This window comes from Streptomyces sp. NPDC026515 (assembly GCF_055567595.1).
The window spans coordinates 1-26,637 of the sequence record NZ_JBVHQD010000038.1 but is presented as its reverse complement, the minus strand read 5'-3'; the positions used below and the strand labels follow the sequence as shown (position 1 = coordinate 26,637).

Sequence of the window (26,637 nt, the reverse complement as noted above, 5' to 3'; positions counted from 1 at the left end):
CCACCCCGCCCCGAACCGGCGGACCGGATTCACCGACGCATTCGCCAGACTCCCGGGTGCCATAGGGGGCAACCACAGAGCCCTGGAAGCATCCCACGGGTCGTTTGGCTATCGCGCCCCATGGCGAAGACTACTTCGTCACGGAAGGCACGGAAACGACGTTCTCCCCGTAGCCGCCGGGGACCTTCTGCCGCGCCATGCGTTCGGCCCGCACGACACCGAAGGCCGCTGCCCGCAGGTGCTGCCGTTGAGGCTGACCGCCGTCGTCAGCGGCCGGCCGACCCCAGTCGCAAGCGAAGCCGCCATGCCCACACCGGTCGTCAAGCCGGGGCGAACCAACCCGTCACGCAATCCTCAGCAAACCCTGTCCTCGTCCAATTGCCTTTCGAAATCCCGCAGTGAAGCGTGACTGATTGCCACGTCGCGCCTGCTGTGCCGAGCCGGACGGCAGAGAAGCAGCTCGCTTGACGTACCGAATCGCGCGTCGCACAGTTGAATCACATTCCGGTAAACTCCTTCCACTATACGGAACACGAAGGGCGGCAAAGCTGTGATCCCAACAGAGCCGCACATATACCGAAGACGTCACAGCACCGGCGTCGACCCCCACACGGTCTGCCTGCCTGTCCGGGACACACACCAGCCCGACCCCTTGCGCGCTGCGAGCCGTAGTGAGCGGCCGATGCGCCGGGGAGCCGCTGACCGGACTGTACTTCTGGCCGGACGATCACCGGCTTAACCGCTGCCCCACCCAAAGGACCGTTCGCCGGGGGGCGCGCACCGCCGGCGGACTCATCGGGCCTCACCTCACCCCTCCACGCCGCGATGGCACGAAAGCCGCGCCATGTTGATACGACGCAGCCCTTCCAGGCAAACCAGGTCACGCCCCCGACTCGTGATGCACCTGTTCCCGCGCATTCCCGTCTCCAAGCGCGCGGCCAACGATGGGGCCCGCCTACTCCCAGCATTCAGCCCCGAAGTCCCCCAGCGGCCGAAAGCACATGGCCGCGGCACCGGGCCCTTGGGCATGCGCGGCCACACTGTGCCTCCGCTCCTGCTGATCGCGGCCATCACCTCGGGTGCGTCGTTCGCCCCCATTGCGGTTCACCTGTCCCCACTGCTCGTGGCGGCCCCCACGTACACGGGAACGTTCGCACGAACACGCTTCACGGCCGTCGTCGCGCTCATGGCAGCCGCGGCAGTGCTCCTCGTGGACCGTCACGACGGCCTGCTCCACTCACCACTGCTGCCCATTCACATCGGATCGGTGCTCATCGTCTCCGCGTTCGTCCTCGCCTCCCGGGCCCTGCACGACCGCGACTTGCGGGAACTGGCCCAAGTCCGGGCAGTCTCCGAAGCAGCCCAACGAGTGCTGCTACGGCCAATCCCCTCGAAGCTGGGCCCCTTCCACGTCGCCTCGATGTACCGCGCCGCAGCGGCACACGCGCTGGTGGGCGGTGATCTGTACGCAGCCGCCCGCACCGCTCAGGCCACACGCGTCCTCATCGGAGACGTCCGCGGAAAAGGCCTCCCGGCCATCGACGACGCCTCCGCCGTCCTGGGTGCTTTCCGTGAGGCAGCCCAGCAGCACCGCACACTCCCAGAACTTGCGGCCTCCTTGGAACGCAGCGTCCGCAGGCACCTGGGCGAGCTGACTCCCATCGCCCCCGACAGCAACGAGCGGTTCATCACTGCCCTGCTGATCGAACTCCCCGACGACGAAGACATCGCCAGAGTGGTCAGCTGCGGGCACCCGGCACCTCTGCTGCGCCAGGGCAACCAGGTCACCCTGCTGCCCGTCACCCAGGCTGCGCCGCCGCTGGGACTTGCAGCAGACACGCCCAACGCCTTCTGCCTCGACACTGTCGCCTTCGGCCCCGGAGACACCCTGCTTCTCTACACCGACGGCCTGGCCGAGGCCCGCGACTCCGCCGGCGAGTTCTTCCCCGTCCTCGACCGAGCCGATACATGGTCCTGGGACTGCCCCAGGCGCCTAGTACAGCACGTCAGCGTCGACGTGAACCGACACGCGGGCAAGAACCTCCAGGACGACCTGGCCCTTGTCGCTGTCCATCGTCCAACGCACCCCGTGCATGCCGGACGAGCGCCACAGTGAACATCCACAGCCCGAAAACCCGCACGCCTCGCAAAGACCCCGACCCCACCGCCACCAACATGCGCACCGTCTCGCAGGCACTGCGCACCACTTCAGAAGGGACGGTGACGAGGATGGCCACACCCAGACTCCTCCTGCTCCGACACGCGAGCGCACTGCTCGCCGTCTATCTCGCTGCGACCTGCGCACTGCAACTGGATGCCTCTGCAGCGGGCTTGGTCCGCTGGTCGGACTACTCGGTCCTGACACCGCTGATGGCGGCAGCTCTGCTACCCATCAGGCACACCTTGATCGTCGGTGCTTCCACGCTGGCAACCAGTGTGGCCGCCTACGGTTTCGTGATTCCAGGCGTGTCGGAGGGAGGCCGGACGGTTGTCATCGCCGCAGCCCTCCTGTCTGTCGGCATGAGCCTGCTCATCTGCCGAGTCCGGATCGGCCAGAAAGCCGGGTGCGTCTTCGCTGCACGCCCCAGAAGCAGTGAAGAAGCGGGCCGCGTCCTGTCTGCACCACGTCAGGTCACCGGCGATCCATGCGCTTCCCTGCCGGCGGTCGGACCGCCGGCAGGGCGCTTGGCGCAACCCGCCGCCGTGGAACTCGCATACTGTCGGGCTGACGACAGAAGGCCGCAGGCCCATTGGCTGGACGCGATCCCACTGTCGGGAGCCCGGGTGGCGCTGGTCGCCGGCAGCGTGACCGAGGGCGGAGACCCAGCCCCCGCCCGGGTACCCGAACTCCGCGCCGCGGTGCGAACGCTGGCAGACATCGACATGCAACCGGAGGAGCTGCTCACCCATCTCCACGATGTCATACGCCGGTCGCGGACGGACACAAGTGCCCACGACGTTGCGGCAAGCTGCTTGTACGCCGTCTACGATCCCGTCACCGCAAACTGCAGCCTTGCCTGCGCTGGGCATCCTGCGCCCACCGTCATCGCCCCCGATGGCGCGATGACCGCCGTCGACCTTCCTGCCGGAGTACCGCTCGGTCACGCGCGGGCGAAGGTCGAGACCGCCGACATCCGGCTTCGGAAAGGCAGCGTGCTCCTGCTGCACACGCACGCCGCCAGGCCACCCGACTCCGACACGAAGACCGATGGGCTCAAGGTGCCCGAACGCGTTGTCGAGCCAGAGTCCTCGCTCACAGACACCTGCCGTGCTGCTTTGGAGTCCCTTGTGACAGCGGGAGCACCGCGCCAGCTGTGCGTGCTCGCCGCCCGCACCCGCACACTCGACAGCACCGACGTGGCAACCTGGAACCTCCCGGCCGACCCGGCGGCCGTCTCCGCCGCACGCAAACATGTCACGGCCAAAATGAACACATGGGGCTTGGAGGGGGCCACCCCCACCACCGTCCTCATCGCCAGCGAGCTGGTCACCAACGCCATCCGCCACGCCCAGCCACCGGTACGTCTCCGCCTGATCCGCTGCGCCACAGGCCTGACCTGCGAGGTCACCGACGGCAGCACCACATCCCCGCACCTTCGACGCGCCCGCACCTTCGACGAAAGCGGCCGGGGACTGTTCATCGTCGCCCAGCTCACCCAGCGCTGGGGAACCCGCCATCACCCGCAAGGCAAGACCATCTGGGCCGAGCACTCCTTTCAGGCCGACGAACCCATGGAGGAGGAAGGACAAGCCCCGGGGGTCGGGCTCGCGTGATGGACCCGCCACCCACCAGGCGGCGGCACCGAACCCGCACCCACTTCAGGCACCCGGAGAGCGCACGGCTCCTCGTTCAAAATCGGTCCGCTCGGCGGCCAGGCTGCTCGGCTCCTCGTCGCGGCCGCCAAGTGCAGAAGGCCTTGGCGACACCTCAAGGAATTCGCCGGTCCAGATGCGGTTGTGCAACGCCTTGGCCACTATACACTGCATGTATACACGACATGTAGAGTCAGTCGTGAGCACCGGGCACACCCTGCTCGGGCTCCTTGAGTCCGGCCCGCGCCACGGATACGACCTGAAGCGGGCGTTCGACGAGAAGTTCGGTCATGGCCGCCCCTGCACTACGTCCGGGTCTACTCGACGGTGCCGCGGCTGTCTGGAGCGCGGGCTGGTCGAGGCCGACGGCATCGAGCCCGGCGGCGGCCCGGGACGCAAGCGGTACGCGATCACCGAAGCCGGGATCATCGACGTCGACAAGTGGCTCGGGCAGCCGCAGAAGCCTGAGTCCTACCTGCCGAACACCCTCCACACCAAGGTTGTCCTCGCGCTGCTGCTCACCGGGCGCAGCCCCGCTGGCCAGCTCGACACCCAGCGGTCCGAGCACCTGGGGCAGATGCGGGAACTGACCGAACGCGAACGGCACGGCGACCTCGCGGACCAGGTCATCCGCGTACGGCCCGACCCCGGCGCTGGACGGCGTGGAGTTCGAGACACGCGCCGGGGGGTGGTCGCCGCCACGGGGCCGTCCGGCTCCGGCAAGTCGACGCTGCTGCACTGCCTGGCCGGCATCGTCCGGGCCGACTGGGGCCGCATGCCGTACCGGGAAGGGGACCTGAACGCGATGAGTGACGCCGAGCGCAGCGCCGCGGCGAGTTCGGCTACGTCTTCCAGCTCGGCCGGCTCGTCCCGGAGCTGACCTGCGTGGCGAACGTGGCGCTGCCGCCGCGGCTCAACGGCACCGGGCCCAAGGAGGCCGAGGCGCGCGCCGGCGAGTGGCTGGCCCGGCTGGAGGTCGACGACCTTGTGGGCAGGTGCCCCGATGAGATCTCCGGCGGTCAGTGCCAGCGGGTCGCCGTGGCGGGGGCCCTGGTCACCGGCCCGCGGGTGGTCTTCGCCGACGAGCCGACCGGCACCCTGGACTCCCTCAACGGCTAGCGCGGGATGCGCTTGCTGACCGACGCCGCCCGTGACACCAACACCGCCGTCGTCCTCGTCACGCACGAGGCGCGGGGTGGCCGCCCATTCCAACCGCGAGGTCGTCGTCCGCGACGGCAAGTCCGGCGACATGAAGCGCGTCGCGCGAGCACCATCGGGGAGGGCACGGTCGGCGCAATGTTCCGGACCTGGGTCCGCGACCTCGGCCTCGACGCCCGCTTCGCGGTGCCCGGCGGCCGCGGGGGTTGGACCCGCACCCTGCTCACCGCGGTCGGCGGCGCGCTGCTGCCGGTCGCGGCCGCCGTGCCGGCCATGCTGAGCGCCCGCAGCGAGCGCGGCTTCGAGCGGGACTACTCCTGGTTCAACGACCGGCCCAAGCAGTTCGCCAGCATGGTGCTGCGCGAGCCGGCCGGCCCGGTTTCCGCGACGACGACATCCGGGGTCTGCTGCTCGATGCCGACGGCGACCGGCCGGTGCTGCCGCCGGGCGTCAAAACCATGCCGGCCCCCGGCGAGACGGCGGTCTCCCCCGCGCTGAAGAAGCTGCTCGACAAGCCCGGCAGCACGCTGCTCCGCGAACGCCCTGACTACCGGATCACCGGCACCTCGGCGACCGGGGCCTGGCCGGACCGGCCGAGCTGGCCTACTGCGCGGGCAGCGGCAAACTCGTCCCCCGAAGCGGGGACGCGAGCACCGTCAACGCCACCCGCGTCCCCTCCTTCAGGCGGGAAAGGGCCCGTGGCGAGGTCCGCGCTGCGTCCGGTCTCCGCCGGGACCGCCGTCCGCGGCAGCGGCGTCACCCCGAGCCTGCCGGCCACCAGCCGCATCAGCGTGGACAGCCCCGCCGCGGTCGTGGTGGCGGCCGTTCGGCCCCCTGGCCTCGGCACTGGTTCTTGTCTCGGAGGCCGAACCTTGTCAGCCGGGCAGGATGTTGTGGTTCACCCGGAACATGTTGGTGGGGTCGTAGGCCTTCTTCGCGGCGGTCAGACGACGGTAGCGTTCGACGCCGTAGACCTCGCTCAACCGCTCGGGGTCGGTGGCCTCTTCGGTGGAGAGGAAGTTGACCATCCTGCGCCTGTCCGCCCAGGGCTCCATGGCGTCCATCAACGCGTCGAGTTCGCCGCGCAGGAACCCGGCCTGGTCCGGCGCGCCCACGCCGAAACCGAAGAGGACGAAAGGCAGCCCCCGGCTGGAGACGGCGTTGGGTACCGCGGGCTCACGGTCGAGTGCACCGCCGAGCATCCGGATCTCGACGCTGACCAGCGGCGAGTCCGATCCGGGGCCGAGCAGTTCGATCAGCTTGTCGGCCGCCTCGGCGGGGAACGCGCGCAACATCGTCGTGCGGTCGTAATAGGGCATCGGCGCCGGAGGGTCCATGTGGATGGCGCCCATGGCGGTGTAGGGCATCTCACCCACCGTGTCGATGAGCGCAGGGGCGGCCGCGCGCAGGGGTGCGATCAACCGCTCGCCCTCGGCCACCGGACCGAGGTGGGCGATCCGAACGTGTACCACGAACGCCCCCCGGATGGGCTCCGGCAACTCGGGCAGCGGAGGGAGCCGTTGCACGGCGAGCGAAGAGGACATCTCCTCCGGCATGTCCGACTGGCAGGTGCGCCAGGTGTGCAGCACATCGGCGAGGTGTTCGCCGGGAAAGTAGATACCGCCACCGTAGAAACGGGTCAACGGGAACAGATCGAACTCCAGCGCGGTGACAACGCCGAAATTGCCCTTCCCTCCCAGCAGCGACCAGAAGAGTTCGCGATCACTGCCGGCCGTGACATGCCGCAACTCGCCGTCAGCGGTCACCACATCCAGCGAGCGGACGTGGTCCACCGCGTATCCCCGGCTCCGGCCGAAGACCGGACTGAGTCCACCGCCGAGGGTATAGCCAGCCACGCCCACCAGCGGAGCCGAGCCGCTCACCGGGGCCAGACCGACGCCGGCGGCTCGGTCGATCACCTCCTGCCAGACCACTCCGGCCTCGACCCGCGCGCATCGCCGGCCGGCGTCGACGACGATGCCCTTCATACGCCGGGTGCTGATCAGAACCCCGCCCCGGGCAGGGTGGACCTGTTGGTGCCCCGTGGTCTTCACCGTCACAGGCCGGCCCTGGCGGGCCGCGAAGCGGATCGCCGCCCGTACGTCGGCCGCGTCGGCGGCACCGACCACGAGCGCCGGCTCCAGGGGGACGTTCAGGTTGTAGGTCCGGCACTCGGCGTCGTAACCCTCGTCGCCGGGCAGCAGAACCAGACCGCTCACCAACGATGCGAGTTCGGCCGCCTCGGTAGGCGAAACGCGTGGGAGCAGATCATCAAAGGCCATGAGTTCCTCGTGAAGTAGTGCCGCAAGGTGAGCGGGCAGCCGCCCGCTGGGTCGTCCCACGTGTGCGAACCGAAGCCGCACAGGGGCGAGAAAGGAGCCGTACGACGACCGGCGAACGAATACTTACATTATATCGATAATCTAACGCATCGATGCAGAGCGTCCGAGGTCCTCGCCGTTGCCCAGCAGCCGCTCGCGCCCTGACGGTCATCGTCAGGGTGACGCCAGGCACGACATCGTCGCCCCCCGGCACCGGCGGCGCCCTGTCGAAGAAGGGGAGCGGGTGGTCCGCCAGACCCACGAGCTCGAACGCATCGGAACGCTGCTCGGCGACGTCGAGAACCCGATCCGCCAGAGCGGCGCCACTGCGCCCCTGGCGGGCACTGCTCAGGGTGATCGTGTTTCGCCCGGCTTCGGCGCAGTGGGACGTCGCTCACGCAAGCGGCGCTGAAGCCCGTGCATGACGCGTGCCGGAAGCCCCGGCGCAGGTCCGGTACGGAACCCGTCGAGGCCGTGTTTCGACGAGTGCGTCCGACGGCGAAGCGTCGGGACAAGTGTCGGTGGCGGACTCGTCGGCGGGCTTCGTAGACCTCGGGTTCGCCGATCTTGTTCGCTTTCCTCGGCGGGGTGCCCGTCCAGCCAAGCTGGTCCGGGATTCCAGCGAGTTCCGTCACCGGCCGTTGCCCGGCGGTCGGACAGCGGGGCGCCGTCGCCGGGCTGAGGGCCTGGCAGAGGTCTTCCACCAGGCGCTGGTTGCAGAACTCGGAGAGGGCGACCGCATACTCGAGGAACGGACGGGTGTGCAAGGTCCCCCGCCGGCCGTCCACGCGCCGAACTTTGACCGACAGCACCACGTGGTCGTCGGGCAGCGGTCCGCCGTCACGGTCTTCGTAGGGGCGGAAGCGAGCCGCGACCACCCCCCGGGGCGGGCGCGTTGCACGTGCCGTCGCCGCCGAGGCGAATCCACAGATGCTCCGTCTCGGCTGCGGTCAGGGTCTCGGCGCTGATCCTGGCGTGGAGATCCTCGATGAGCCGACGGACCTGCTCCGAGGCAAGCGCCCACAGGGCCTGGACGCTGCCAGGTGGGCGGAAGTCATCATCGTCCCAGGCCTTCGCGCCCTCCAGCGGCTCGATGGTCGGCCGAAAGTCGTAGCGGCCGCGGACAGGTCAGACTTTTGCCCCAAGCGGCGAGCCACAGCGATCCCATAGCGTTCATGTCATGTGCCCCACCTCGTGGGATGGTCTCGCGGTCACTCTCGTTCGGGTTGCTGCAGTGCGCCGGCCTCGCACGGCAGAGCAGGCTCGCATTCAGGACTACAGACGGTGACGCCTCGTGACCACCTGGGCACCGACTTGGTCATGAGACTCCACGAAAGGCGCCAGATGCATCGTGTACGACAGATCCACTCCGGTGTCCGTGTCGACGAACCGCCTTCGCCGTCCGGCCAGGGAACCGGTCCCCAGCCGGCGCTGGATCCTGCGGCACCCGCCGCGCACACCCGGCGTCCTCGCCCTGCGGTTCGCCCGTCTGAGTCTGAGGCCCCCGGGCCATGTGGGACGACTTCGCGCGCGGCACCCGGAGCCGGCCGCCGCGCCTGTCCTGACGCCACGGCCATCGGACGGATCCACGCACGACCATCCGCTCGCGCCATGGCTCCCCGGACCGACCAGCACCCATCCGCCCCAGGAGGTTTCCCCGTGCCCGACCTGATGCACCGCCTGATCCAGTCAGTCCGCGTCTACACGATGACCGCCTTTGAAGTAGCCGTTCTCGGCGCGGGGGAAGAGTTCACGCCCCCGGATCCGGCTTCGCCTCATCCGCCGGATCCTGGACGCGAGGCTGCTGCCGGGACACCCCTCTGGACGCGGCGTGGTCCCGTTCCCCGCGCTGCTGCCGGCCCGGGGGCGGCGGCAGCGCATCGATGACACTGGAAGAACAGCGGAGGGCCGCCTGCCCGTCCGGCCGTAGTGGGGAAGACAAGAACGTGAACAACAGCACGAACCGCTTCACGGAGTGGCTGGTGCGCGGCCTGGCCGTGCTGGCAGGCACCGGAGCACTGGGGATAGTGGACCTGGGCTTGGGACTGGCTCACCCGCTCGTCATCCTGCTCGCTGTCACCGTAGCCCTGGTTGCTTCGCGGCTGTCGGGTACCGCGCTGGGCGTGGGCGCGCTGGTCCTGGGAGCGGCCATGCTTGCCGCGACAACAGGCCTTCAAGCGGGCGCTGCGAGCGGTGTTCGTCAGGCCCTGCCGTTCGGGCTCACCGTCGTGGCAGTCACCCTTCTGGTCATCGGGCTGACTGCGTGGCGGGCGGCGCCCAAGCCCACCGCGTTCGCGCTACCGCTCCTGCTGGCGGGGCTGGTGCTGCAGCCTTTGCGCATGTCCTCGGACAAGATGTCACTGGTGGTATTCGCACTCGTCCTTGCGCTGGCCGGCGTCGTCACCGCCGGCACCGGGCTCTGGGTGCGGACGATTCAGATCAGTCGTCGTCGTGGAGAGATGGCCAGGCAGTTGGCGCAGCGCACGAGCATCGCCTCCGATCTGCACGATTACGTCGCCCACCACGTCACCGGCATCGTGGTGCTTGCTCAGGCCGCCCAAAGTGTCGCGGCCCAGCAGCCTCAGGCGGTGCTCCCCGCGCTGCAGCGCATCGAGCAGGCTGGGGACGAAGCGATGACGGCCATCCGCCGCATGGTGACCCTGCTGCGCGAGGCTGGGGCCGAGGCCCGTCTCTCACCACTGGGCACGATCAGCGACATCGCCTCTCTCACCGATCACTTCACCTCCGCCGACGACATGCGGGTAGGGCTGAGCGTCGAGGGTGATTTCGACGACGTGCCGATCGATGTCCAGTCGGCCGTGCACCGAGTGGTGACCGAGGCCCTGACGAACGTCCGCAAGCACGCAGAGGGCGTACGGGAACTCGAGATCCTGGTCGGCCGCGATATGCGTTTCGACATGGTGACGGTGGAGGTGGCCAACGACGGCCGCAGCCGCGGCGGCCACTCGTCAGAAGGCGGTTATGGACTGGCTGGTCTGCGGGAACGGGCTGAGGCGCTCGGTGGCTCATTCGTCGCCGGTCCGAGGAGCGAGGGGGGCTGGCGTGTGCAGGCCCGCATACCGGCAGGAGGAGCATGATGACTATCCGCGTGCTGCTGGCGGACGATCAGGCCATGGTCCGGACCGGCTTCTCGCTGATCCTGGGCGTCGAGGAAGACATCGAGGTGGTGGGGGAAGCGAAGGACGGCGTCCAGGCGGTGGAGATGAGTCGCCGCCTCGAACCGGACGTCGTCCTCATGGACATCCGGATGCCGCGAATGGACGGGCTGCAAGCCCTGCGCGAGCTCAACCGCCTCGGCCATGGCTCCCCCAAGGTCGTGATGGTCACGACCTTCGACGACGACGCCTACGTCTACGAGGCACTGAACAACGGTGCCTGCGGCTTCCTCCTCAAGGACTCCGGGCCGAGACTGCTGACCGAAGCGGTGCGCGCGGCTCACTCCGGCGAGGCCCTGGTGAGTCCGGCGATCACGGTCCGGCTGCTGAGAGGCATTCATCCGTCGAAGACCTCCCCCACGGTCGTGTCGGTCCTGTCCTCACGCGAGACCGACGTCGTCCGCCTGGTGGCCGACGGCAAGACCAACGCCGAGATCGCGGCAGCCCTCTTCGTGTCCCTCGGCACGGTCAAGACGCATCTGGGCAACATCCAGTCCAAACTCGCCGTACGCAACCGCGTCGAGATCGCACTCTGGGCGTGGCGTTCGGGCCTTGTGAGCGATTAGGCAGGGCCGTGCGGGCCAAGGCGGCGTTGCCGTCCGTGTGCCCTGGTCCTGTGCCTGACGGGCGGACGGCCTTGCCCCCGGGTCTTCGGTACGTCCCTGGCATCCCGGGCCCGACGCATGGCCTCGGGCCGGCTGGGTACCGGCCTCAACGCCGCTTCCTTCGTCGCTGGCGCGATTTCTGCCGCCTGCCTGCGCGTCCCCGAACGGGCGGCCCTGCTGTCGCCGCAGGTGACCACCCCCTGCCCGGTCTGGTCAGACCCGGGGTGGCGTCGCCTGTTCGCAGGCCCCTCTCATGCGATGCCTGGTTCAGCCGGTCGGTGCTTGCGGGGCCGGCCATGGGATGGCGGATGACGCCGACGCCGTGCTCGTCCACCAGCCAGTCGTGACTCCGGGCGTCGCCGTTGCCTGCGTGTCTCCGGACACCGGCCCTCCAGGGCCCTGCGGACCATCCACCGGGTGACGTGGTCCTGCGCCGGCGACTCACCGCGTACAGAACAACGCGCGCCGATCTGGGCATCGGCATCGGAGGAGGCGGATCAGAGCGCTCGGCCGAAAGTCGTAGAGGGGTGCCACAGATCCAACTTCTGCTCGAAGCGCGGCGACGGGTCGTCTCCGTAACTTACTGGTCACGAGCGCGGCTGGAACGGATCACTTCCTGAATGCGAGGAACCGTCAGCCGCGCCCGCCAGGAAGGACGTGGCCACGCTGGTCGCGGCGTCCTGGAGAAGAGGCGCGCCGTCACCATGAGGGCCGCTGAAGTGACCCAAAACCCGTGCATCAAGGAGTGTCAGTGAGTGACACCAGTCAGGGCGCCGCGTATGCAAGAAGCCCGATCAACACAGCCGGCCCCGTGGCTGAGTCGGCGGTGGAGGCCCACGCGGTGGGGCGGAAGTACCGCCGGGGCTGGGCCCTGAGGGACTGCTCGTTCCGACTCCCGGCCGGCCGGATCTGCGGACTGGTGGGTCCCAATGGAGCGGGCAAGACGACTCTGATGTCGATCGCCGCCAACCTGCTGGAACCGACGGAGGGCACCCTCAGGGTCTTCGGCGCGCTCCCCCAGTCCGTGGAGGCGGGACGCCGCACGGCCTTCCTCGCCCAGGAGAAGCCGCTGTTTCGCCGCTTCACAGTGGCCGAGACACTGCGTCTGGGCCGCGAACTGAACCACGGCTGGGACCAGCTCGTCGCCGAGCACATCGTCCGCTCGGGCAATGTGCCCATGAACGCCAAGGTCGGCACCCTCTCCGGCGGGCAGCGCACCCGCGTCGCCTTCGCCCTCGCCTTCGGTAAACGACCCGACCTGCTGCTGCTCGACGAGCCCTTCTCGGACCTCGACCCGCTGGTGCGCCGCGAACTCATGAGCCTGTTGCTGGCCGAGGCCGGCGAACACGGCACCACAGTGCTGCTGTCCTCCCACATGCTCAGCGAACTGGAGAGCGTCTGCGACTTCCTCCTCGTCGTCTCCACGGGAGGTCTGCGCATGGCCGGTGACGTGGACGAACTCCGCAGCGCCCATCTTCTCCTGCAGGACGTCGGCGGCGCCGACGGGCCGGGCGTTTCCAGCGAACTCGCCCGCCACACCGTTGTCGAGTGCCATACCAGCGCAGGCCGAACCAGCGCCCTCGTCCGCCCGGGCGGCCCGGTCAGCGACCAGTGGCAGTCCCGCACCCCGGATCTGGAGGAACTCCTGCTTCCCTACCTGCGCTCCCTCAAAGCGCCGCCACTGATCACTCCCGCAGCTCAGGTCCCGGCCCGGCCGCACAGCCCAGGGGGAGCCGCAGCATGAACTACCTGACCACGCCCCCGGCCGCCGGACCCGGCAGGTCCGCCCTCTCCCCCGCGCCCTCCGCCGCCTCCCGCCGCATCCGAGCTTCCCGGCTCAGCGGCATGACCTGGCTCACCTGGCGCCAGCACCGCGCCGCCTACTGGACCTACCTCGCCGTCACGGCCCTGATCACGGCGTGGATCGCCCACCAGCGCGCCGGCCTGATGGACCACCTGACCGCCCTCGGCTGGCCCGACTCTTCGCCCGACAAGTGGACGGTGGGCATAGAGCCGTACGTGCAGCGGACTCTCAAGGTCGGCTTGGCCCTTCTTCCCCTGCCCGTCATCCTCGGCGTATTCCTGGGCGCCCCCCTGCTCGCCGGCGATCTGGAGAGCGGCACCGCCAAGCTCGTCATGTCTCAGTCCCCGCGCCCCAGCCGCTGGCTGACCGCCAAACTCGGGCTCACCGTCCTGGTGGTCGTCGTGTGCACGACGGTCCTCTCCCTCGCCTGCGGCTGGTGGTGGACGCCGCTGATGGAACAGGACGGGAGCATGGGCTGGGACGTGACCGTGTTCAGCAACACCGGACCCGTGCCAGTCGCACTCACCGTCTTCAGCGTCGTCGGCGGCGTCGCCATCGGCATGGTGCTGCGTCGGACCCTGTTGTCCATGGTCGCCACCTTCTTCTTCACCGTCGCCGTCGAGTTGTTCTGGTCCATGAACCGCCTGAACTTGGCGAACCCCGTGAGGATCGCCAATCATTCGGGAGTCAACGGCTCCCCTCCGCCCGTTCCCCCGGGCGGCCTGACGGTGGACAGCGGGTCGTACATCACGAGTTCCGGGAAGGCCCTCCCCATGCACACCTGTCTGCACGAGCCGTCGGCGAAAGCCGTCGACATCTGTCTCCAGAAGAAGGATGTCGTCGGCAAGTCGGTGGACTACCTGCCCCTCTCGCAGCTCAGCAGCACCCAGTGGCTCGACACCCTGTTCCTCTTCGCTCTTGCCAGCGTTGTGACGGCCTTCATCTTCCTCTGGGGCCGCAAGCGCATCGTCTGACATACGCACCCTCGTCGGCGCCCCTGCCGGTCCAGGACTCCAGGGACTGGGCCGACGGCGGCTGGACCCCGGAGGAGACGGTAGAGCTGTCGCGGCACCTGGTGGCCCACGGTGTCGATCTGGTGGACATCACCAGCGGCGGGCTCGTCCACAACGCCCGTATCGAAGTGGAGCCCGGCTACCAGGTGCCCTTCGCCCGAACCATCCGCGAGGGCGCGGCCCTGCCCGTCTCCGCGGTCGGCCTGATCACCGCACCGGAGCAAGCCGACCAGATCCTCGTGGACCGCTCGGCCGACGCGATCATGCTCGCGCGCGAACTGCTGCGCAATCCGACGTGGCCGCTCCGCGCTGCCCACGTGCTCGGTGACGACGCCCCGTGGCCGAAGCAGTACCAGCGTGGCCGCCCACGTCATCGCTGAGGCCGTCGCCTCCCGAGCACCTGGGAATTCAAGACAAGACAATGCCGTTTCCACCAATATGAGCGATCAATGCGTCAATGCCGCTTTTCCCGCACCCCAGGGCGAGTGGATGCGGACGCTGCTCTCGGCCGACCGCGTCAGCACACTGCAGCAGATATCCGCCCTTAGCCGTGAGTTCGAAGGGATCGTCGAGGCGAACGCACTGGTGGCGATTGACGACGAGCACGACCCGGAGGGTGCGAGCACGGCCTTCGAGCGCGCACACGTCGCCTCCCTGCTGTCCCAGGCGCGCGAGCATCTGAACGATCTCGATCACGCCCTGGAACGGTGGGAGAGAGGGGACTGCGGGCGCTGCGAGCAATGCGGTGAGCCGATCCCGATCGAGCGCCTCGAAGTTCGCCCGGCGGCGAAAACCTGCGTACGCTGCGCGCCCATAGCTCGTTGAAGGGTGGACAGTTGAGGGCGCGACGACATGCCGTCCGTCCCCACCCGTCGTGCGCGCGGACGGCGAGTTCCCCCGTCGGCGGCCGTTCAACGTCCGACCTTCACCCCGCTTGATCAGGAGAAGCAACGGCCTGGCTCACCGGATGCCGCCGACCGCACCGCCGCTACGAACGCAAGGCCGACCCCGAGGCCACCGTCAAGCGCTTCCAGCGCGAGGACGGCCACGTCCGACTCCTCCCCCACAACGCCGCCTGCGAGCCCACCCCCGGCGACGACGCGACCATCGGGTAAGGTCGTCGCCATACTGCGGCGCGTGTGACGCCTGCTGCGGGCGCTCATCCCGCCCGCCCTCCGACCGGGCCCCGGAACCTCTGTGCCGGTTCCGAGGTCCTGCACTGTCCGGACCCCGCCAGTCCCCCCGCGGTCACTCCGCCTCGGCCTCCGCCTGCCGCGCCGCCGCGTCGATCACCGCAAGCGACCTGCCGACCTGGTTCCAGTCCGTGGTGTACCGGAAATCGGGCAGCGAGGACTTCAGACGTCCGCCTTACCGCACGGTGGGTCGAACGCTCACACACCTGGGTCATGAACACCCGTCGGCACGCGCGCGACCACGAACGGCTCATCGAGCACTCGGAATCGCTGACCACCTGCGCCACCACCCTCATGAACAGGCGAATCACCTCGGCTCTGTCGAGCAACCCCCGGACGGCGTCGTTGGATCCTGCCGTGTCGGTCAAGCCGAAGGCCACACGCTGGAGCAGGAATCCGTGCAGCAGACCGCTCAATACGCGTGCGCCGCTCTCCGGCTCCACGTTTTGGACAGCGCCCGCCGCTTGTCCACGGCGCAGTGCGGCGGCGATGACGACACGCCGTTCATGGCGCTGCCGATCCTCCCGAACCGCAACTTCCGGCGTGCCACCATCTTCGGGAACACCGAGGCGGGAATCGAGAAGCCGCAGGACCTCGTCGGCAAGACGCTCGGCGAGTTCGCGCTCTTCGGACACGACGCCGACGTCTGGCCCAAGGGCATCCTGTCGGACGAGTACGGCGTGACCGTCGACCGATGCCGCCGGGTCATCGGCGGCACCGGCCATACCCTCCCCGCGTTCGACCGGACAGGTGCGGCCGTCCGCAGTCGGCAGATCTCGACCGGTGCGACTGATTCGACTGACATGACGGAATCCCGATCCCGGATGGGAGATCCGGACCGTGCGGAGCGCGTAGCTATGGGCTCGGTATTTCGGTTTCATTTCCGCGGGAACAATAATGCGTCATTGCATCCCGAACCCGCGTGAGGTTCTGGTAACTCCCCTTTATTCCGGATGACTTCGTTCGGAAATCCCCGAGGGCTGGAGTTGGTCTCCACGGACAGCGGCGAGGTGGCAAGACCTCGGCGCCCGGCATGGAGGATGTCATGCCCGAGATGTATTTTCATGTGCGCTGGCCCGACGGCGTGTCGCAGCGCTGCTATTCCCCCTCCACGGTAGTCGAGGACTATTTCGTTCCCGGCGGTCAGTACGCACTTGCGGATTTCGTCGAGCGCAGCCGTACGGCACTCGGTATCGCCGGGGAGCGCGTGAAGGAGAAGTTCGGCTTCTTCTGTACCGGTGCTTTTGACCAGCTCGCGCAGATCGAGCGGACCGCCGCCGCGTACGCCACCGTCAGCGGTGCCAAGGTCACGGTCGAATCTCTGACCGGCGCCGACGGGAGCGCGCGGTGAGCTCGGCTCCGGCGACACGGCCGGTCGGCGCCCTCCCTCACAGCCTGTCGGGCAGGGGAGGTGCCCCGATCCCGGTGGTCGTGGTCGGTGGCGGTCAGGCGGGGCTCTCGATGAGCTACTGCCTCGGTCGGCGTGGTGTCGAGCACGTCGTCATCGAGGCGAACCGGGTCGGGTACGAGTGGCGTGAGCGGCGCTGGGACTCCTTCTGCCTGGTGACCCCCAACTGGCAGTGCAGGCTGCCCGGTTATCCGTATCAGGGCGATGATCCGGACGGGTTCATGGTCCGTGACGAGATCGTCCGGTACCTGGAGGACTATGTCTCCTTCTTCCGGCCGCCACTGGTTGAGGGCGTGACGGTCACCCGGCTGCGGCGCTCGCCGAGAGGAGTGTTCGAACTCTCCACGACCGCCGGGGACTTCACCGCCGGGCAGGTGGTGGTCGCCACCGGCCCCTACCACACGCCGTCCGTCCCGCCGATGGCCCAACGACTGCCCGACGGCATCACCCAGGTCCACTCCTCCCGCTACCGCAGCCCCGACCAGCTCCCCGAGGGCCCCGTTCTCGTGGTCGGCACCGGCCAGTCCGGCTGCCAGATCGCCGAGGACCTCCACCTCACCGGGCGCCAGGTGCACCTGGCCGTCGGCAGCGCCCCTCGTGTGGCCCGCTTCTACCGCGGCCGCGACTGCGTGGCCTGGCTCGACGAGATGGGCCACTACGACAAGTCCATCGACGAGTTCGACGACGCAGACGCCGTGCGCATGCGGGTCAACCACTACGTCACCGGCCGCGACGGCGGCCGCGACATCGACCTGCGCGCCTTTGCCCGCGACGGAATGCGGCTGTACGGGCGGCTCACCGGAGTCACCGGTACGGGCCTGGAGTTCGCCGACGACCTAAAGGTGAACCTGGACCACTCCGACGCCGTCGCCGAGGGCATCAAGGACGCCATCGACGCGTACATCGCCGCGCACGGCATCGCCGTCCCGACCGAGCCCCGGTACGTCCCGGTGTGGGAGCCGAACGAGCAGCCGCGCGAACTGGACCTGGAGGCCGCCGGTATCACCTCGGTGGTCTGGTCGACCGGCTTCAGGCGCGATCACCGGTGGATCGAGGCCCCCGTCTTCGACGGCCGCGGCTACCCGATGCACTGGCGCGGCGCGACCGGCACGCCCGGCCTGCACTTCCTCGGTCTGCCCTGGCAGTACTCGTGGGGTTCGGGCCGCTTCGAGGCGGTGGGCCGGGACGCCGAGTTCCTCGCGGACCACATCGACGCCTCGCGCCGCCTGGCCGACGTGTGCGGCACGCTCACCGGAGCCCCCAGCGAACTCGCCTCCGCCCTCCCGATCGGCTGAGGAACCACACCATGGTCTACGACGCACACCGCCACATCGGCCTCCTGCCGGCCTATCCCTTCTACGGCGGCCCACCCGTCAACCCGGACACCACCGCGCGCGCCACCGTCAAGCAGCTCATCGCCGACCTGGACGCGGAGGGAACCGAACGGGCTTTGGTCATCCCCAACTACGGCGTACCGGATCCCGCGATTGCCTTCTCCTTCAACAAGCTGGCGCTGGAGGCCGCGCAGAGCGACGACCGGATCCGTGCCGGGTTGTGGGTGTCCCCGCGCCCGGAGGACGCCCAACGCACGGAAGAGGCCCTCCGGTTGGCCGGCGAGCCCGGGGTCAAGGCCCTCAAGCTGAGCTTCCTGCTGGGCGGCCGCCCCACGGACCCTGCCTGCCGCCCTCAGCTGGACCGGATCTTCGCCGAGGCCGCCCGGCACGGCCTTGTCGTCCATGTGCACACCTCTCCCGGCGCCGCCTCCGACATCGACGAGGTCGGCCATCTCGTCGACTGGTACGCCGGTCAAGTGCCCGTCCATCTCGTGCACTTCGGCGGCGGGATGAGCGGTCACATCAAGCTCGTCGGCTCCCGGTTCTTCGACTGGATCAGCGCCGGCAAGCGCGTCTACACCGATCTCTCCTGGGCCATCGGCTTCACTCCCCGCTGGCTGGCGCAGGAGATCGAGCGCCGCGGCATCGGCCACGACCGGGTGCTCTTCGCCAGCGACCAGCCGTGGGGCGACTTCACCGGCGAGTACGCCCGCCTCGCCGAAGCCACCGGTGGCGGCGAACTCGGCGACCTGGTCTTCCGGGACACGTTCGCCGCGCTCTACGACTGACCGCCCCCGACTCCCTTCCCGTACGCACAAGGAGACAGTCATGTCCGAATCCGTCGTCACCGCCGAGCTCTCCGACGTCGAGCAGAAGTCCCTCGACGAGATCCCGCACCCCTCGCTCCCCGAGGGCACCAGCATCTACGGCTCCACCAAGGTCTTCCCCGACTACCGGGCCGAGAACGGCGAGACCTACTTCACCCTCGTCCACGGCATCGCCCACGAGTCCTCGGTCTCCTTCGTCGCCGTCCTCCAGGCCACCCGCGCCCTGCGCAAGGGCTTCGAGACCGCGATCTACTTCTACGGCCCCGGCTCGCTCAACTGCCTCGCCACCCGCGGCTTCCCGACCGTCGGCAACTCCGCCTTCCCCGGCGAGCACAACATCAACAACCAGCTCAAGACGTTCATCGCAGAGGGCGGCAAGGTCTACTGCTGCCGCTTCGGCCTCTCCCTGCACGGCGCCCGCGAGGAGGACCTCATCGAGGGGGTCATCCCCACCCACCCCCTGGACGTCCAGGACGCGCTGATCCACTACGCGCGCAAGGGCGCCATCATCAACTCCACCTACCAGCTGTAGGGAGAACGACGTGAGCGTTGGCACCGGTGACAGCGGTACGGCGGTGGACGTGCGGATCATGACCCGCGCCGAACTCGCCCTGCGCGGCGTCGCGTCGGACGCGCCCGTGCGGCGGCCGGACGGCGCGGGGCCCAGCGACGACGGACACGTCCTCGTCGACGGTGCCAACGCCGCGCTCCCCCGCAACCCCCACAGTCCCTACTCCGTGCGGAACGGCAAGGTGTGGCTCGGTGACGAGGACACCGGAATCTCCTTCACATCCGTGCAGCGACCGAAGTTCTACGACCTGACCACGGCCGACGGTCTCCGCTACGAGCAGATCGCCCGCCTGCACGGCTCCGACGTCCTGGCCACCACCGTCGTGCAGACCTGCATCCGCTACGCCGAGTCCGACCGCTGCCGCTTCTGCACCATCGAGGAGTCCCTGCGCTCGGGCGCCACCGTGGCCGCCAAGACCCCGGCGCAGCTTGCTGAGGTCGCCGAGGCCGCGGTACGGCTCGACGGCGTGAAGCAGATGGTGATGACCACAGGCACCACCACCGGACCGGACCGCGGCGCCCGCAACCTCGTGCGGTCGGTCCGGGCGGTGCTGGGGGCCGTGCCCGGTCTGCCGATCCAGGTGCAGTGCGAACCTCCCGGCGACCTCGCCTGGATCCGCGCCCTGCACGACGCCGGCGCCACCGCCATCGGCATCCACGTCGAGTCCCTCGACGACGAGGTGCGACGACGCTGGATGCCCGGCAAGTCGACGGTCCCGCTGGCCGAGTACGAGGCCGCGTGGGACGAGGCGGTGCGCGTCTTCGGACCGAACCGCGTCTCCACCTACCTCCTCGTCGGACTGGGCGAGGACCCCGACGAACTCGTCGCCGGCGCGGGCAGGCTGATCGACCGGGGGGTGTACCCGTTCGTCGTCCCGTTCCGCCCGATGAGCGGCACCCTCGCCGCCCGCGATGGCGCCGGGGCACCCCGCGCGGAACACCTGACGTACGTCACCGAGGGCGTCGCCGCGAGGCTGCGCGCCGCCGGAATGAGCGGCGCCGACCAGAAGGCCGGCTGCGCGGCGTGCGGCGCCTGCAGTGTGCTCCAGGCAGCGGGCGGGTGACCGCCGTGTACCTCGACGGTTCCGTGGTCGTGCCGGCCGTGGACAGTCCGCAGGACATCCTGGCCCTGCTGGGCGACCGCAGCACGCTCGCCCGCCGGGCCGCCTTCCGCATAGAGGAGGCGGACGGCACGGCGGACGTGGCCGCCTACCGGGAGCTGCGCCGTGCCGCCTTCGTCCAAGAGCAGGGGCTCTTCGTCCGTCACGACCTGGACGACCGCGACACCGACCCCCGGACCGTCGTCCTGGTCACGAAGGACCCGGAGGGCACCGTGGTCGGCGGGGTGCGCCTGTGTCCGGTCGACGACGGCTCCGACCTCGGCTGGTGGCAGGGCGGGCGCCTGGTCGTCGCACCCCGGGCCCGCGGCCCGCACGGCATCGGCGCGGCGCTCGTCCGGGCCGCCTGTGCCCGCGCCGAGGCGGAGGGCGTGCTGCGGTTCGACGCGACCGTCCAGGCGCGCAACGAGGTGCTGTTCCGGCGGCTCGGCTGGCAGCGGGTGCGGGACACGACGGTCGCGGGCGTGCCGCACGTCCTGATGCGCTGGCCGATCGGCCGTATCGCCGCCCTCGCGGCGGCCACGAAGTCCCCCCTTGGACCGCTCCTCAGCGCGCTGGCACCTCCCCCGGGCTTCGTCGGTGACGACGGCGCCCCCGTCCCCGGCACCGACGTGATCGCGGCGTGCGACGCGATCGTGCCGTCCATGGTCGAACGGGACCCCGAGTGGGCGGGCTGGTGCGCGGTCCTCGTGAACGTCAACGACCTGGCGGCGATGGGCGCCGCGCCGCTCGGGCTGCTGGACGCGGTGGGCGCTCGCGACGCCGCGCACGCCGCCCGAATCCTGGCCGGACTGGCCCGGGCGGCACAGGCGTACGACATCCCGGTCCTCGGCGGGCACACCCAGCTCGGCGTCCCGGCCGCCCTGTCGGTGACCGCGCTCGGCCGCACAGGCCGGCCGGTGCCCGGTGGCGGCGGCCGCCCCGGTCACGCCGTACGGCTCACCACCGACCTGGGCGGCCGCTGGCGCCCTGGCTACCGGGGCCGCCAGTGGGACTCGACCAGCCACCGCCGTAGCGACGAACTGCGCACCATGACCGGCGCGGTGGCCGCCGCCCGGCCCGCCGCCGCCAAGGACGTGTCGATGGCGGGAATCGCCGGCACCCTCGGCATGCTCGCCGAGGCGAGCGGCTGCCGCGCGGTGCTAGACGTGGCCGCCGTGCCCCGACCGGGGGGTGCGACCGTGGGCGACTGGTTCACCTGTTTCCCGGGCTTCGCGATGCTCACGGCCGACGAGCCGGGTGCACCGCCCCTGCCCGCCGGGCCCGCCACGGGTGCGGTGTGCGGGGAGCTCACCGAAGGAGAAGGCGTCGGGCTGCGCTGGCCCGACGGAGAGATCACCGAAGCGGTCATGTCCACCGTGACCGGGATGGGGACCGCATGACCACCCTGCGTATGGCCGCCGTCGCCGCCGAATTCGGCCGCGACCTGGAGGAGGACTTCCAGATCGCCGAACGGCTGATCAAGGAAGCCCGGAGGGAGGGCGTAGGGCTGCTGGCGCTGCCCGAGGCGTGTCTCGGCGGGTATCTGCTCAGCCTCGACGACCGCGCCGAACTCGACGAGGGCCCGCCCGCGCTCGCCCTCGACGGCCCCGAGATCCGCCGACTGGCCTCCCTGGCGGGGGAGATGACGGTCGTCGCGGGATACTGCGAAGCGGCCGGCGAAGCCCGCTACAACAGCGTCGTCTGCGTCACCGGCGACGGCGTTCTCGGCAACCACCGCAAGGTCCACCAGCCACTCGGCGAGGACGCCAGCTACGCCTCCGGGGACCGCTTCCACGCCTTCGACACCCCGGTCGGCCGGATCGGCATGATGATCTGCTACGACAAGGCGTTCCCGGAGTCCGCCCGCGCGCTCGCGCTCGACGGCGCCGCGATCGGGGTCTGTGTCTCCGCGTGGCCGGGATCCCGGACGAACGCGGCCGCCCGCCTCGAAGAGGACCGCTGGAAACGCCGCTTCGACCTCTTCGACCAGGCCCGCGCGCTGGAGAATCAGATCGTGTGGCTGTCGGCCAACCAGGCGGGCACGTTCGGGTCGCTACGCTTCGTCGCCAGCGCCAAGGTCGTCGACCCCGGCGGCGAGATCCTCGCCGACACGGGTGTCGCCGCCGGCGTCGCCGTCGCCGAACTGAACGTCGCACAGGCACTGGAGACCGCCCGGCGGTCGATGGGGCACCTGCGCGACCGGCGGCCCGAGACCTACGACATACCCACGGGAGCAGTCAGCGCATGAGCACGATCCGGATCGCGGCCGCGGCCGCCCACTTCGGCCGCGACCTGGAGTTCGACCTGGCCCGCATCGCGAAGCTCATCGACGACGCGCGCGCCTTTGGCGCCGGTCTGCTGGTCCTGCCCGACGCCGCGCTCGGCGGCTACCTCGCCGACCTGCGCCACCCCGACCCCGGGGCCCTGCCGCCGGCTCTGAAGCCGGACGACCCGCTGATCCTCCAGGTCGCCCGCCTGGCCGCCGAGATGGTGGTCTGCCTCGGCTACTGCGAGGACGGTGGCGACGAGCGCTACAACGCCGCGGTCTGCGTCAGTGGCGACGGTGTCCTCGGCCGCCACCGCAAGGTCCATCTGCCGGCCGGCGAGGTCGCCGCCTACGCGGCCGGTGACCGCTTCGACGCCTTCGACACACCCGTCGGCCGCATCGGCATGCTCATCGACTACGACAAGACGTTCCCTGAGTCGGCCCGTTCTCTGGCGTTGGACGGCGCCGAGATCCTCGCCTGCCTCTCCGCCTGGCCCACGTCCCTCACCAACCGCGCCCCGCGCATGGCCCAGGACCGCCAGGCCAAGCTCTTCGACCTGTACGACCAGGCCCGCGCCGCCGAGAACCAGGTCGTCCTCGCCTCCTCCAACCAGACCGGCGCCATGGGCGGCATGCGGTTCCTCGGCCAGTCCAAGGTGGTCGGCCCGGGCGGTGACATCCTCGCCCGCACCTGGTCCAAGGCCGGCCTGGCGGTCGCCGAGACCGACGTCGCCGAGGAGATCGACCGCGCCCGCCGCATCCTGCGCCACCTCGACGAACGCCGGCCCGGCGCCTACCGGGAGGACCGCACGTGAAGATCGCTCTGCTCAGCTACTCCACCAAGCCGCGCGGCGGCGTCGTCCACACCCTCGCCCTCGCCGAGGCGCTCGCCGCGGCCGGGCAGGACATCACGGTGTGGACGCTGGGCCGCGGCGGTGACGCGGGCTTCTTCCGGCCGGTCGACCCAGCCGTACGGCTGCGGATCGTGCCGTTCCCGGACGGCCCGCCCGAGGAGTCCGTCGGCGAACGGATTCTGCGCTCCATCGCCGTCCTGGGCAAGGCTTTCGAGCCCTATGCGATGGCGTACGACGTCGTCCACGCCCAGGACTGCATCAGCGCCAACGCGGTCGTTGGCCGCTGCATCCGCACGGTCCACCACATCGACCGCTTCACCACCCCCGAACTGGCCGCCTGCCACGAGCGGGCCATCGTCGAACCGTACGCGCACATCTGCGTGTCGACGGCCGTCGCCACGGAACTGGCCGACGGCTGGGGCATCAACGCGGCGGTCATTCCCAACGGAGTGGCCTACGACCGTTTCGCCACCACCGAGCCGGCCGCCCGCGCGAACTGGCGTGCCCGTCTGGGCCGTTACGTCCTTACCGTCGGTGGTATCGAACCCCGCAAGGGTTCGCTGGACCTGCTGGAGGCGTACGCCCGACTGCGCTCCGCACACCCAGACGTACAGCTGGTGATCGCGGGCGGCGAGACCCTCTTCGACTACCGCGACTACCGAGCTCGCTGGGAGACACGGGCAGCCGAACTCCGCCTCGAACCGGTCGTGTTGGGGCAGGTCGCCGAGGACGAGCTGCCGCCACTGGTGGCCGCCGCCTCCGCTTTCGCCTTCCCTTCCGTCAAGGAGGGCTTCGGCCTCGCCGCGATGGAGGCACTCGCGGCGGGAGTTCCGCTGGTCGTACGCGATCTGCCCGTACTGCGCGAGGTGTTCGACGGCGCCGCCCGTTTCGCGACCACGCACCGGGACCTGGCCGCTGAGCTCGGTGCCGCGCTCACGTACGACACCCCAGCGCGCCGGGTCAGGGGCCGCCGACTCGCCGCCCGCCACACCTGGGCCACCGCTGCGGAACGCCACCTGGCGTTCTACGGCTCTCGGCTGAAAGACATCTCACGTGCCTGAGAGGTCGTTTTCTCCCGTTGTTTCATCCGAACATGCGGCTTTGATTCCGGGGTGCCGGATCGCGCCAGGAGAAGGGGTTCTCGCTGGTGGCGGTGGGACATGAGGTCGGCCATGGCAATGTGGATCATGGCTTCGGCAGACGGCAGGCCAGGCATGGGACCGTGCGTGTCGTGGTCGACCAGCCGGCCTCCATCGGAGCCCTGCCGCTGGCGTGGCCCGGGACATGGGCTGCCCGGCCGCCTATCTGCCCGGCCTGGCAATGCGGCGGGTCGCCGGCCTCTATCCCGGCGAGGCCAAAACAGATGCCCGCGACGCGTTCGTCATCGCGGACGCGGCCCGCTTCATGCCTTACGCGTTCCGTACGGTCAAGCTCCAGGAGACCATCGCCGAGCCGGAGATGATCGTCGGCCTCGCCGACGACCTGGCCGGGGAAGCAACCCGCATCAGCAACCGCCTGCGGGGCCTGCTCACCCGGATCCACCCGTCGCTGGAACGGGTCCTTGGGCCGCGCGTCCAGCACCCGGCCGTGCTCCAGCTCCTCGATCGATTCGGCTCCCCGGTCCCGTTGCTAGGCCCGAAGGCGCCGCGGATAGCCGGCCGGTTCGTCGAGGACATCTTCACCGCACTGGACGAACAGACCGTCGTGGGCCGGGCCACACCGGCCGAATACTGGGTCTGAGGCTGCAGGGGACGCCACTGCGTGAAGTGTCGAGCCGGTGTACGCACCCAGACTCACGGGTGTCTGCGTGGCAAGTTATAGTCGGCCGTCGCATGGTGCTGGAGCGGCACCTGAACAGTACTCTTCCTGGGGCGGGGCATGATGTGGCAAGCGCTGTTCCGCCGGTCCGCGGAACCGCTTCATCCACCTGTGCGCGGTAGGTGCGGTGCGGGTCGGCACGTGCTGCGCAGCGAGCGGTTGTTGCTCTATACGCCGCTCATCGCCCTGGATGTAATGGCTTCCGCCGCTGCCGGATCCGATGCTGAGGCGCAGCGCTGGCTGGGTTCCAGGTCTGATGAGATCGTTCAGCACGAGGACACGCGAGAGTTGTTCTTGTCCATGCGCGCGGATGACGACCTGTCAGGATTCGAGGCTCGCGACCGCCTCAAGATGATGAGGAAGCTCGAGATTCCCATCGATGGCGTCGTCGTGCGGCTGACCGCAGTGCATGTGGCCGACGGCAGATACGCGGGCACGACGAGCGTGGGTCTGGAAACCGGCGAGATCGGTGGCTGGCTGGCCCCGGGCTACCGTCGGCAAGGGCTTGGCGTCGAACTGTTCCGAGCGGCCGTCCAGCTCGGTCACCGGCATCTCGGCCTCAAGGTCGTACGAGCGGGCGCGGAGCCGACGAACAATGCCTCTCGAGGGGCACTAGCGGCAGCCGGCTTTACTCCTGCGCCAGGACCGCCACGGTTCACCCTGGGCGACGGACGTGAGATCGACGCATGCTGGTACCAGCATCGACAGGAAGCAACTTCGCACTGTCGTGGCTAGAGCTGACGCCGCCTTCTCAGCGCCATGGGCCGAGTTGTCAGGACACTCAGCACAACTTCGATTTCTTCCCCTCGCTGCGCTTCAGCGCCGTCACCGAGGCGGCCGAGGACTTCGCAGCCTGGGTCCGCACCACTGGTGCGCTCCGACCGACGCACCGGAACACAACGCCCTCCCACCGGGAAGACGATCCCGACGGCTGCCCATAGAACCGAGCCACCCGCCACCGGGGCCGGCCCCGCCCGCAACACCGAGCCGAACTCGACCGCCCGAGGACGCACTGGCCCTCGAACGAGACCTGCAGCGAGCGGGGACAGGTGGTCAGCGACGAGGAGGTCCCGGCCTCCGCGGCTCTCGACCGGCTCCTCCACCACTGCGACGTCATCTCGGTCAACGGCCCGAGCTGCCGGCTGAAGAACCGGCTCGCCGTGAACGACGGCGACGCCGAAATGGCCTGACCTCCCGCGCAAGGACCGCGTGACAATCCCGCTCACCGTACCCCTGACACCACTGTCCTCCCCGGATACCTCTCCGCGGTCGACGTCACCCTCCTAGTACTCCAGCAGCACTTTGACGTTTTCCCTGTTCAGGGGCGGTCTGGGTGAGTGTAGAGGGCTGATGACCGGCCTGTGATCTCTTTCCCGG

The 26,637-nt window shown here is 69.6% G+C and carries 22 protein-coding genes and 6 pseudogenes; 26 read left to right on the top strand and 2 right to left on the bottom strand.

Annotated elements, in window-relative coordinates; translation table 11 throughout:
* Positions 1 to 1,186 precede the first annotated feature (1,186 nt).
* From ACZ4O3_RS42385 to ACZ4O3_RS42365, 5 genes and pseudogenes are all read left to right on the top strand, one after another.
* Positions 1,187 to 2,116: a PP2C family protein-serine/threonine phosphatase gene (locus tag ACZ4O3_RS42385; RefSeq protein ID WP_467727708.1), complete on the top strand. Its 930-nt coding sequence runs from the start codon at positions 1,187 to 1,189 to the stop codon at positions 2,114 to 2,116.
* Entirely contained in the window at positions 2,113 to 3,774 is a 1,662-nt protein-coding gene (locus tag ACZ4O3_RS42380; RefSeq protein WP_467727707.1) for an ATP-binding SpoIIE family protein phosphatase, read from the top strand. The genes ACZ4O3_RS42385 and ACZ4O3_RS42380 overlap by 4 nt, the downstream gene beginning before the upstream one ends.
* Positions 3,775 to 4,012: 238 nt before the next feature.
* Positions 4,013 to 4,444 (top strand): annotated as a pseudogene (locus tag ACZ4O3_RS42375) (PadR family transcriptional regulator); the annotation flags it as partial.
* A gap of 22 nt (positions 4,445 to 4,466) precedes the next feature.
* Positions 4,467 to 5,074, top strand: a pseudogene (locus ACZ4O3_RS42370) (ABC transporter ATP-binding protein); the annotation flags it as partial.
* A gap of 35 nt (positions 5,075 to 5,109) precedes the next feature.
* Entirely contained in the window at positions 5,110 to 5,469 is a 360-nt protein-coding gene (locus ACZ4O3_RS42365; RefSeq protein WP_467727733.1) for a hypothetical protein, read from the top strand.
* Between the two features lie 377 nt (positions 5,470 to 5,846).
* Here ACZ4O3_RS42365 and ACZ4O3_RS42360 read toward each other — a convergent pair whose 3' ends face one another.
* A complete protein-coding gene (locus ACZ4O3_RS42360) occupies positions 5,847 to 7,190 on the bottom strand; it encodes an FAD-binding oxidoreductase (protein WP_467727705.1) in 1,344 nt (447 codons plus the stop codon).
* A 346-nt stretch (positions 7,191 to 7,536) separates the two neighbouring features.
* Here ACZ4O3_RS42360 and ACZ4O3_RS42355 point away from each other — a divergent pair, with 346 nt between their 5' ends.
* A complete protein-coding gene (locus ACZ4O3_RS42355) occupies positions 7,537 to 7,704 on the top strand; it encodes a hypothetical protein (protein ID WP_467727703.1) in 168 nt (55 codons plus the stop codon).
* A 202-nt stretch (positions 7,705 to 7,906) separates the two neighbouring features.
* Here ACZ4O3_RS42355 and ACZ4O3_RS42350 read toward each other — a convergent pair.
* Positions 7,907 to 8,224 (bottom strand): annotated as a pseudogene (locus ACZ4O3_RS42350) (relaxase domain-containing protein); the annotation flags it as partial.
* Positions 8,225 to 9,238: 1,014 nt separating this feature from the next.
* Between ACZ4O3_RS42350 and ACZ4O3_RS42345 the strand changes: the two are divergent.
* From ACZ4O3_RS42345 to ACZ4O3_RS42250, 20 genes and pseudogenes are all read left to right on the top strand, one after another.
* Entirely contained in the window at positions 9,239 to 10,390 is a 1,152-nt protein-coding gene (locus tag ACZ4O3_RS42345) for a sensor histidine kinase (RefSeq protein WP_467727702.1), read from the top strand.
* A complete protein-coding gene (locus ACZ4O3_RS42340) occupies positions 10,390 to 11,034 on the top strand; it encodes a response regulator (protein ID WP_384998947.1) in 645 nt (214 codons plus the stop codon). Before ACZ4O3_RS42345 ends, ACZ4O3_RS42340 begins: the two co-directional genes overlap by 1 nt.
* An 850-nt stretch (positions 11,035 to 11,884) precedes the next feature.
* Positions 11,885 to 12,817 (top strand): ABC transporter ATP-binding protein, encoded by a 933-nt coding sequence (locus tag ACZ4O3_RS42335; protein ID WP_467727700.1) that lies wholly within the window; start codon positions 11,885 to 11,887, stop codon positions 12,815 to 12,817.
* Positions 12,814 to 13,851, top strand: coding sequence for an ABC transporter (locus tag ACZ4O3_RS42330; protein WP_467727699.1), 1,038 nt, complete (start codon positions 12,814 to 12,816; stop codon positions 13,849 to 13,851). The genes ACZ4O3_RS42335 and ACZ4O3_RS42330 overlap by 4 nt, the downstream gene beginning before the upstream one ends.
* Entirely contained in the window at positions 13,767 to 14,270 is a 504-nt protein-coding gene (locus ACZ4O3_RS42325) for an oxidoreductase (RefSeq protein ID WP_467727697.1), read from the top strand. Before ACZ4O3_RS42330 ends, ACZ4O3_RS42325 begins: the two co-directional genes overlap by 85 nt.
* Positions 14,271 to 14,379: 109 nt before the next feature.
* A complete protein-coding gene (locus tag ACZ4O3_RS42320; protein WP_467727730.1) occupies positions 14,380 to 14,715 on the top strand; it encodes a TraR/DksA family transcriptional regulator in 336 nt (111 codons plus the stop codon).
* Positions 14,716 to 14,894: 179 nt separating this feature from the next.
* Positions 14,895 to 15,033: pseudogene (locus ACZ4O3_RS42315) on the top strand (LexA family protein); the annotation flags it as partial.
* Positions 15,034 to 15,481: 448 nt separating this feature from the next.
* The gene (locus ACZ4O3_RS42310; RefSeq protein WP_467727696.1) at positions 15,482 to 16,009 is read left to right on the top strand and encodes a hypothetical protein; all 528 of its coding nucleotides are present in this window, start codon (positions 15,482 to 15,484) and stop codon (positions 16,007 to 16,009) included.
* A 119-nt stretch (positions 16,010 to 16,128) separates the two neighbouring features.
* Positions 16,129 to 16,434 carry an MSMEG_0570 family nitrogen starvation response protein gene (locus ACZ4O3_RS42305; protein ID WP_362723784.1) on the top strand — a complete coding sequence of 102 codons (306 nt, stop codon included), beginning with the start codon at positions 16,129 to 16,131 and terminating at the stop codon, positions 16,432 to 16,434.
* The gene (locus tag ACZ4O3_RS42300) at positions 16,431 to 17,786 is read left to right on the top strand and encodes an MSMEG_0569 family flavin-dependent oxidoreductase (protein ID WP_467727694.1); all 1,356 of its coding nucleotides are present in this window, start codon (positions 16,431 to 16,433) and stop codon (positions 17,784 to 17,786) included. The genes ACZ4O3_RS42305 and ACZ4O3_RS42300 overlap by 4 nt, the downstream gene beginning before the upstream one ends.
* Before the next feature lie 11 nt (positions 17,787 to 17,797).
* The gene (locus ACZ4O3_RS42295; RefSeq protein WP_362723790.1) at positions 17,798 to 18,613 is read left to right on the top strand and encodes an amidohydrolase family protein; all 816 of its coding nucleotides are present in this window, start codon (positions 17,798 to 17,800) and stop codon (positions 18,611 to 18,613) included.
* 40 nt (positions 18,614 to 18,653) lie between these two features.
* Positions 18,654 to 19,184: an MSMEG_0572/Sll0783 family nitrogen starvation response protein gene (locus ACZ4O3_RS42290; RefSeq protein ID WP_282703651.1), complete on the top strand. Its 531-nt coding sequence runs from the start codon at positions 18,654 to 18,656 to the stop codon at positions 19,182 to 19,184.
* A 10-nt stretch (positions 19,185 to 19,194) separates the two neighbouring features.
* Positions 19,195 to 20,286, top strand: a complete 1,092-nt coding sequence (locus tag ACZ4O3_RS42285; protein ID WP_467727692.1) for an MSMEG_0568 family radical SAM protein — start codon at positions 19,195 to 19,197, stop codon at positions 20,284 to 20,286.
* On the top strand, positions 20,283 to 21,722 hold the full coding sequence (locus ACZ4O3_RS42280) for an MSMEG_0567/sll0787 family protein (protein ID WP_467727691.1): 1,440 nt from the start codon (positions 20,283 to 20,285) through the stop codon (positions 21,720 to 21,722). Before ACZ4O3_RS42285 ends, ACZ4O3_RS42280 begins: the two co-directional genes overlap by 4 nt.
* Positions 21,719 to 22,570, top strand: a complete 852-nt coding sequence (locus tag ACZ4O3_RS42275) for a carbon-nitrogen hydrolase family protein (protein ID WP_362731804.1) — start codon at positions 21,719 to 21,721, stop codon at positions 22,568 to 22,570. The genes ACZ4O3_RS42280 and ACZ4O3_RS42275 overlap by 4 nt, the downstream gene beginning before the upstream one ends.
* Complete coding sequence (locus ACZ4O3_RS42270; protein ID WP_362731802.1) at positions 22,567 to 23,403, top strand: carbon-nitrogen hydrolase family protein; 837 nt, start codon at positions 22,567 to 22,569, stop codon at positions 23,401 to 23,403. Before ACZ4O3_RS42275 ends, ACZ4O3_RS42270 begins: the two co-directional genes overlap by 4 nt.
* Positions 23,400 to 24,503, top strand: a complete 1,104-nt coding sequence (locus tag ACZ4O3_RS42265) for an MSMEG_0565 family glycosyltransferase (protein WP_467727689.1) — start codon at positions 23,400 to 23,402, stop codon at positions 24,501 to 24,503. The genes ACZ4O3_RS42270 and ACZ4O3_RS42265 overlap by 4 nt, the downstream gene beginning before the upstream one ends.
* Positions 24,504 to 24,643: 140 nt before the next feature.
* Positions 24,644 to 25,149, top strand: a pseudogene (locus tag ACZ4O3_RS42260) (IS110 family transposase); the annotation flags it as partial.
* A gap of 252 nt (positions 25,150 to 25,401) precedes the next feature.
* The gene (locus ACZ4O3_RS42255) at positions 25,402 to 25,995 is read left to right on the top strand and encodes a GNAT family N-acetyltransferase (RefSeq protein WP_362730978.1); all 594 of its coding nucleotides are present in this window, start codon (positions 25,402 to 25,404) and stop codon (positions 25,993 to 25,995) included.
* A gap of 284 nt (positions 25,996 to 26,279) precedes the next feature.
* Positions 26,280 to 26,450, top strand: a pseudogene (locus tag ACZ4O3_RS42250) (ATP-binding protein); the annotation flags it as partial.
* Positions 26,451 to 26,637 lie beyond the last annotated feature (187 nt).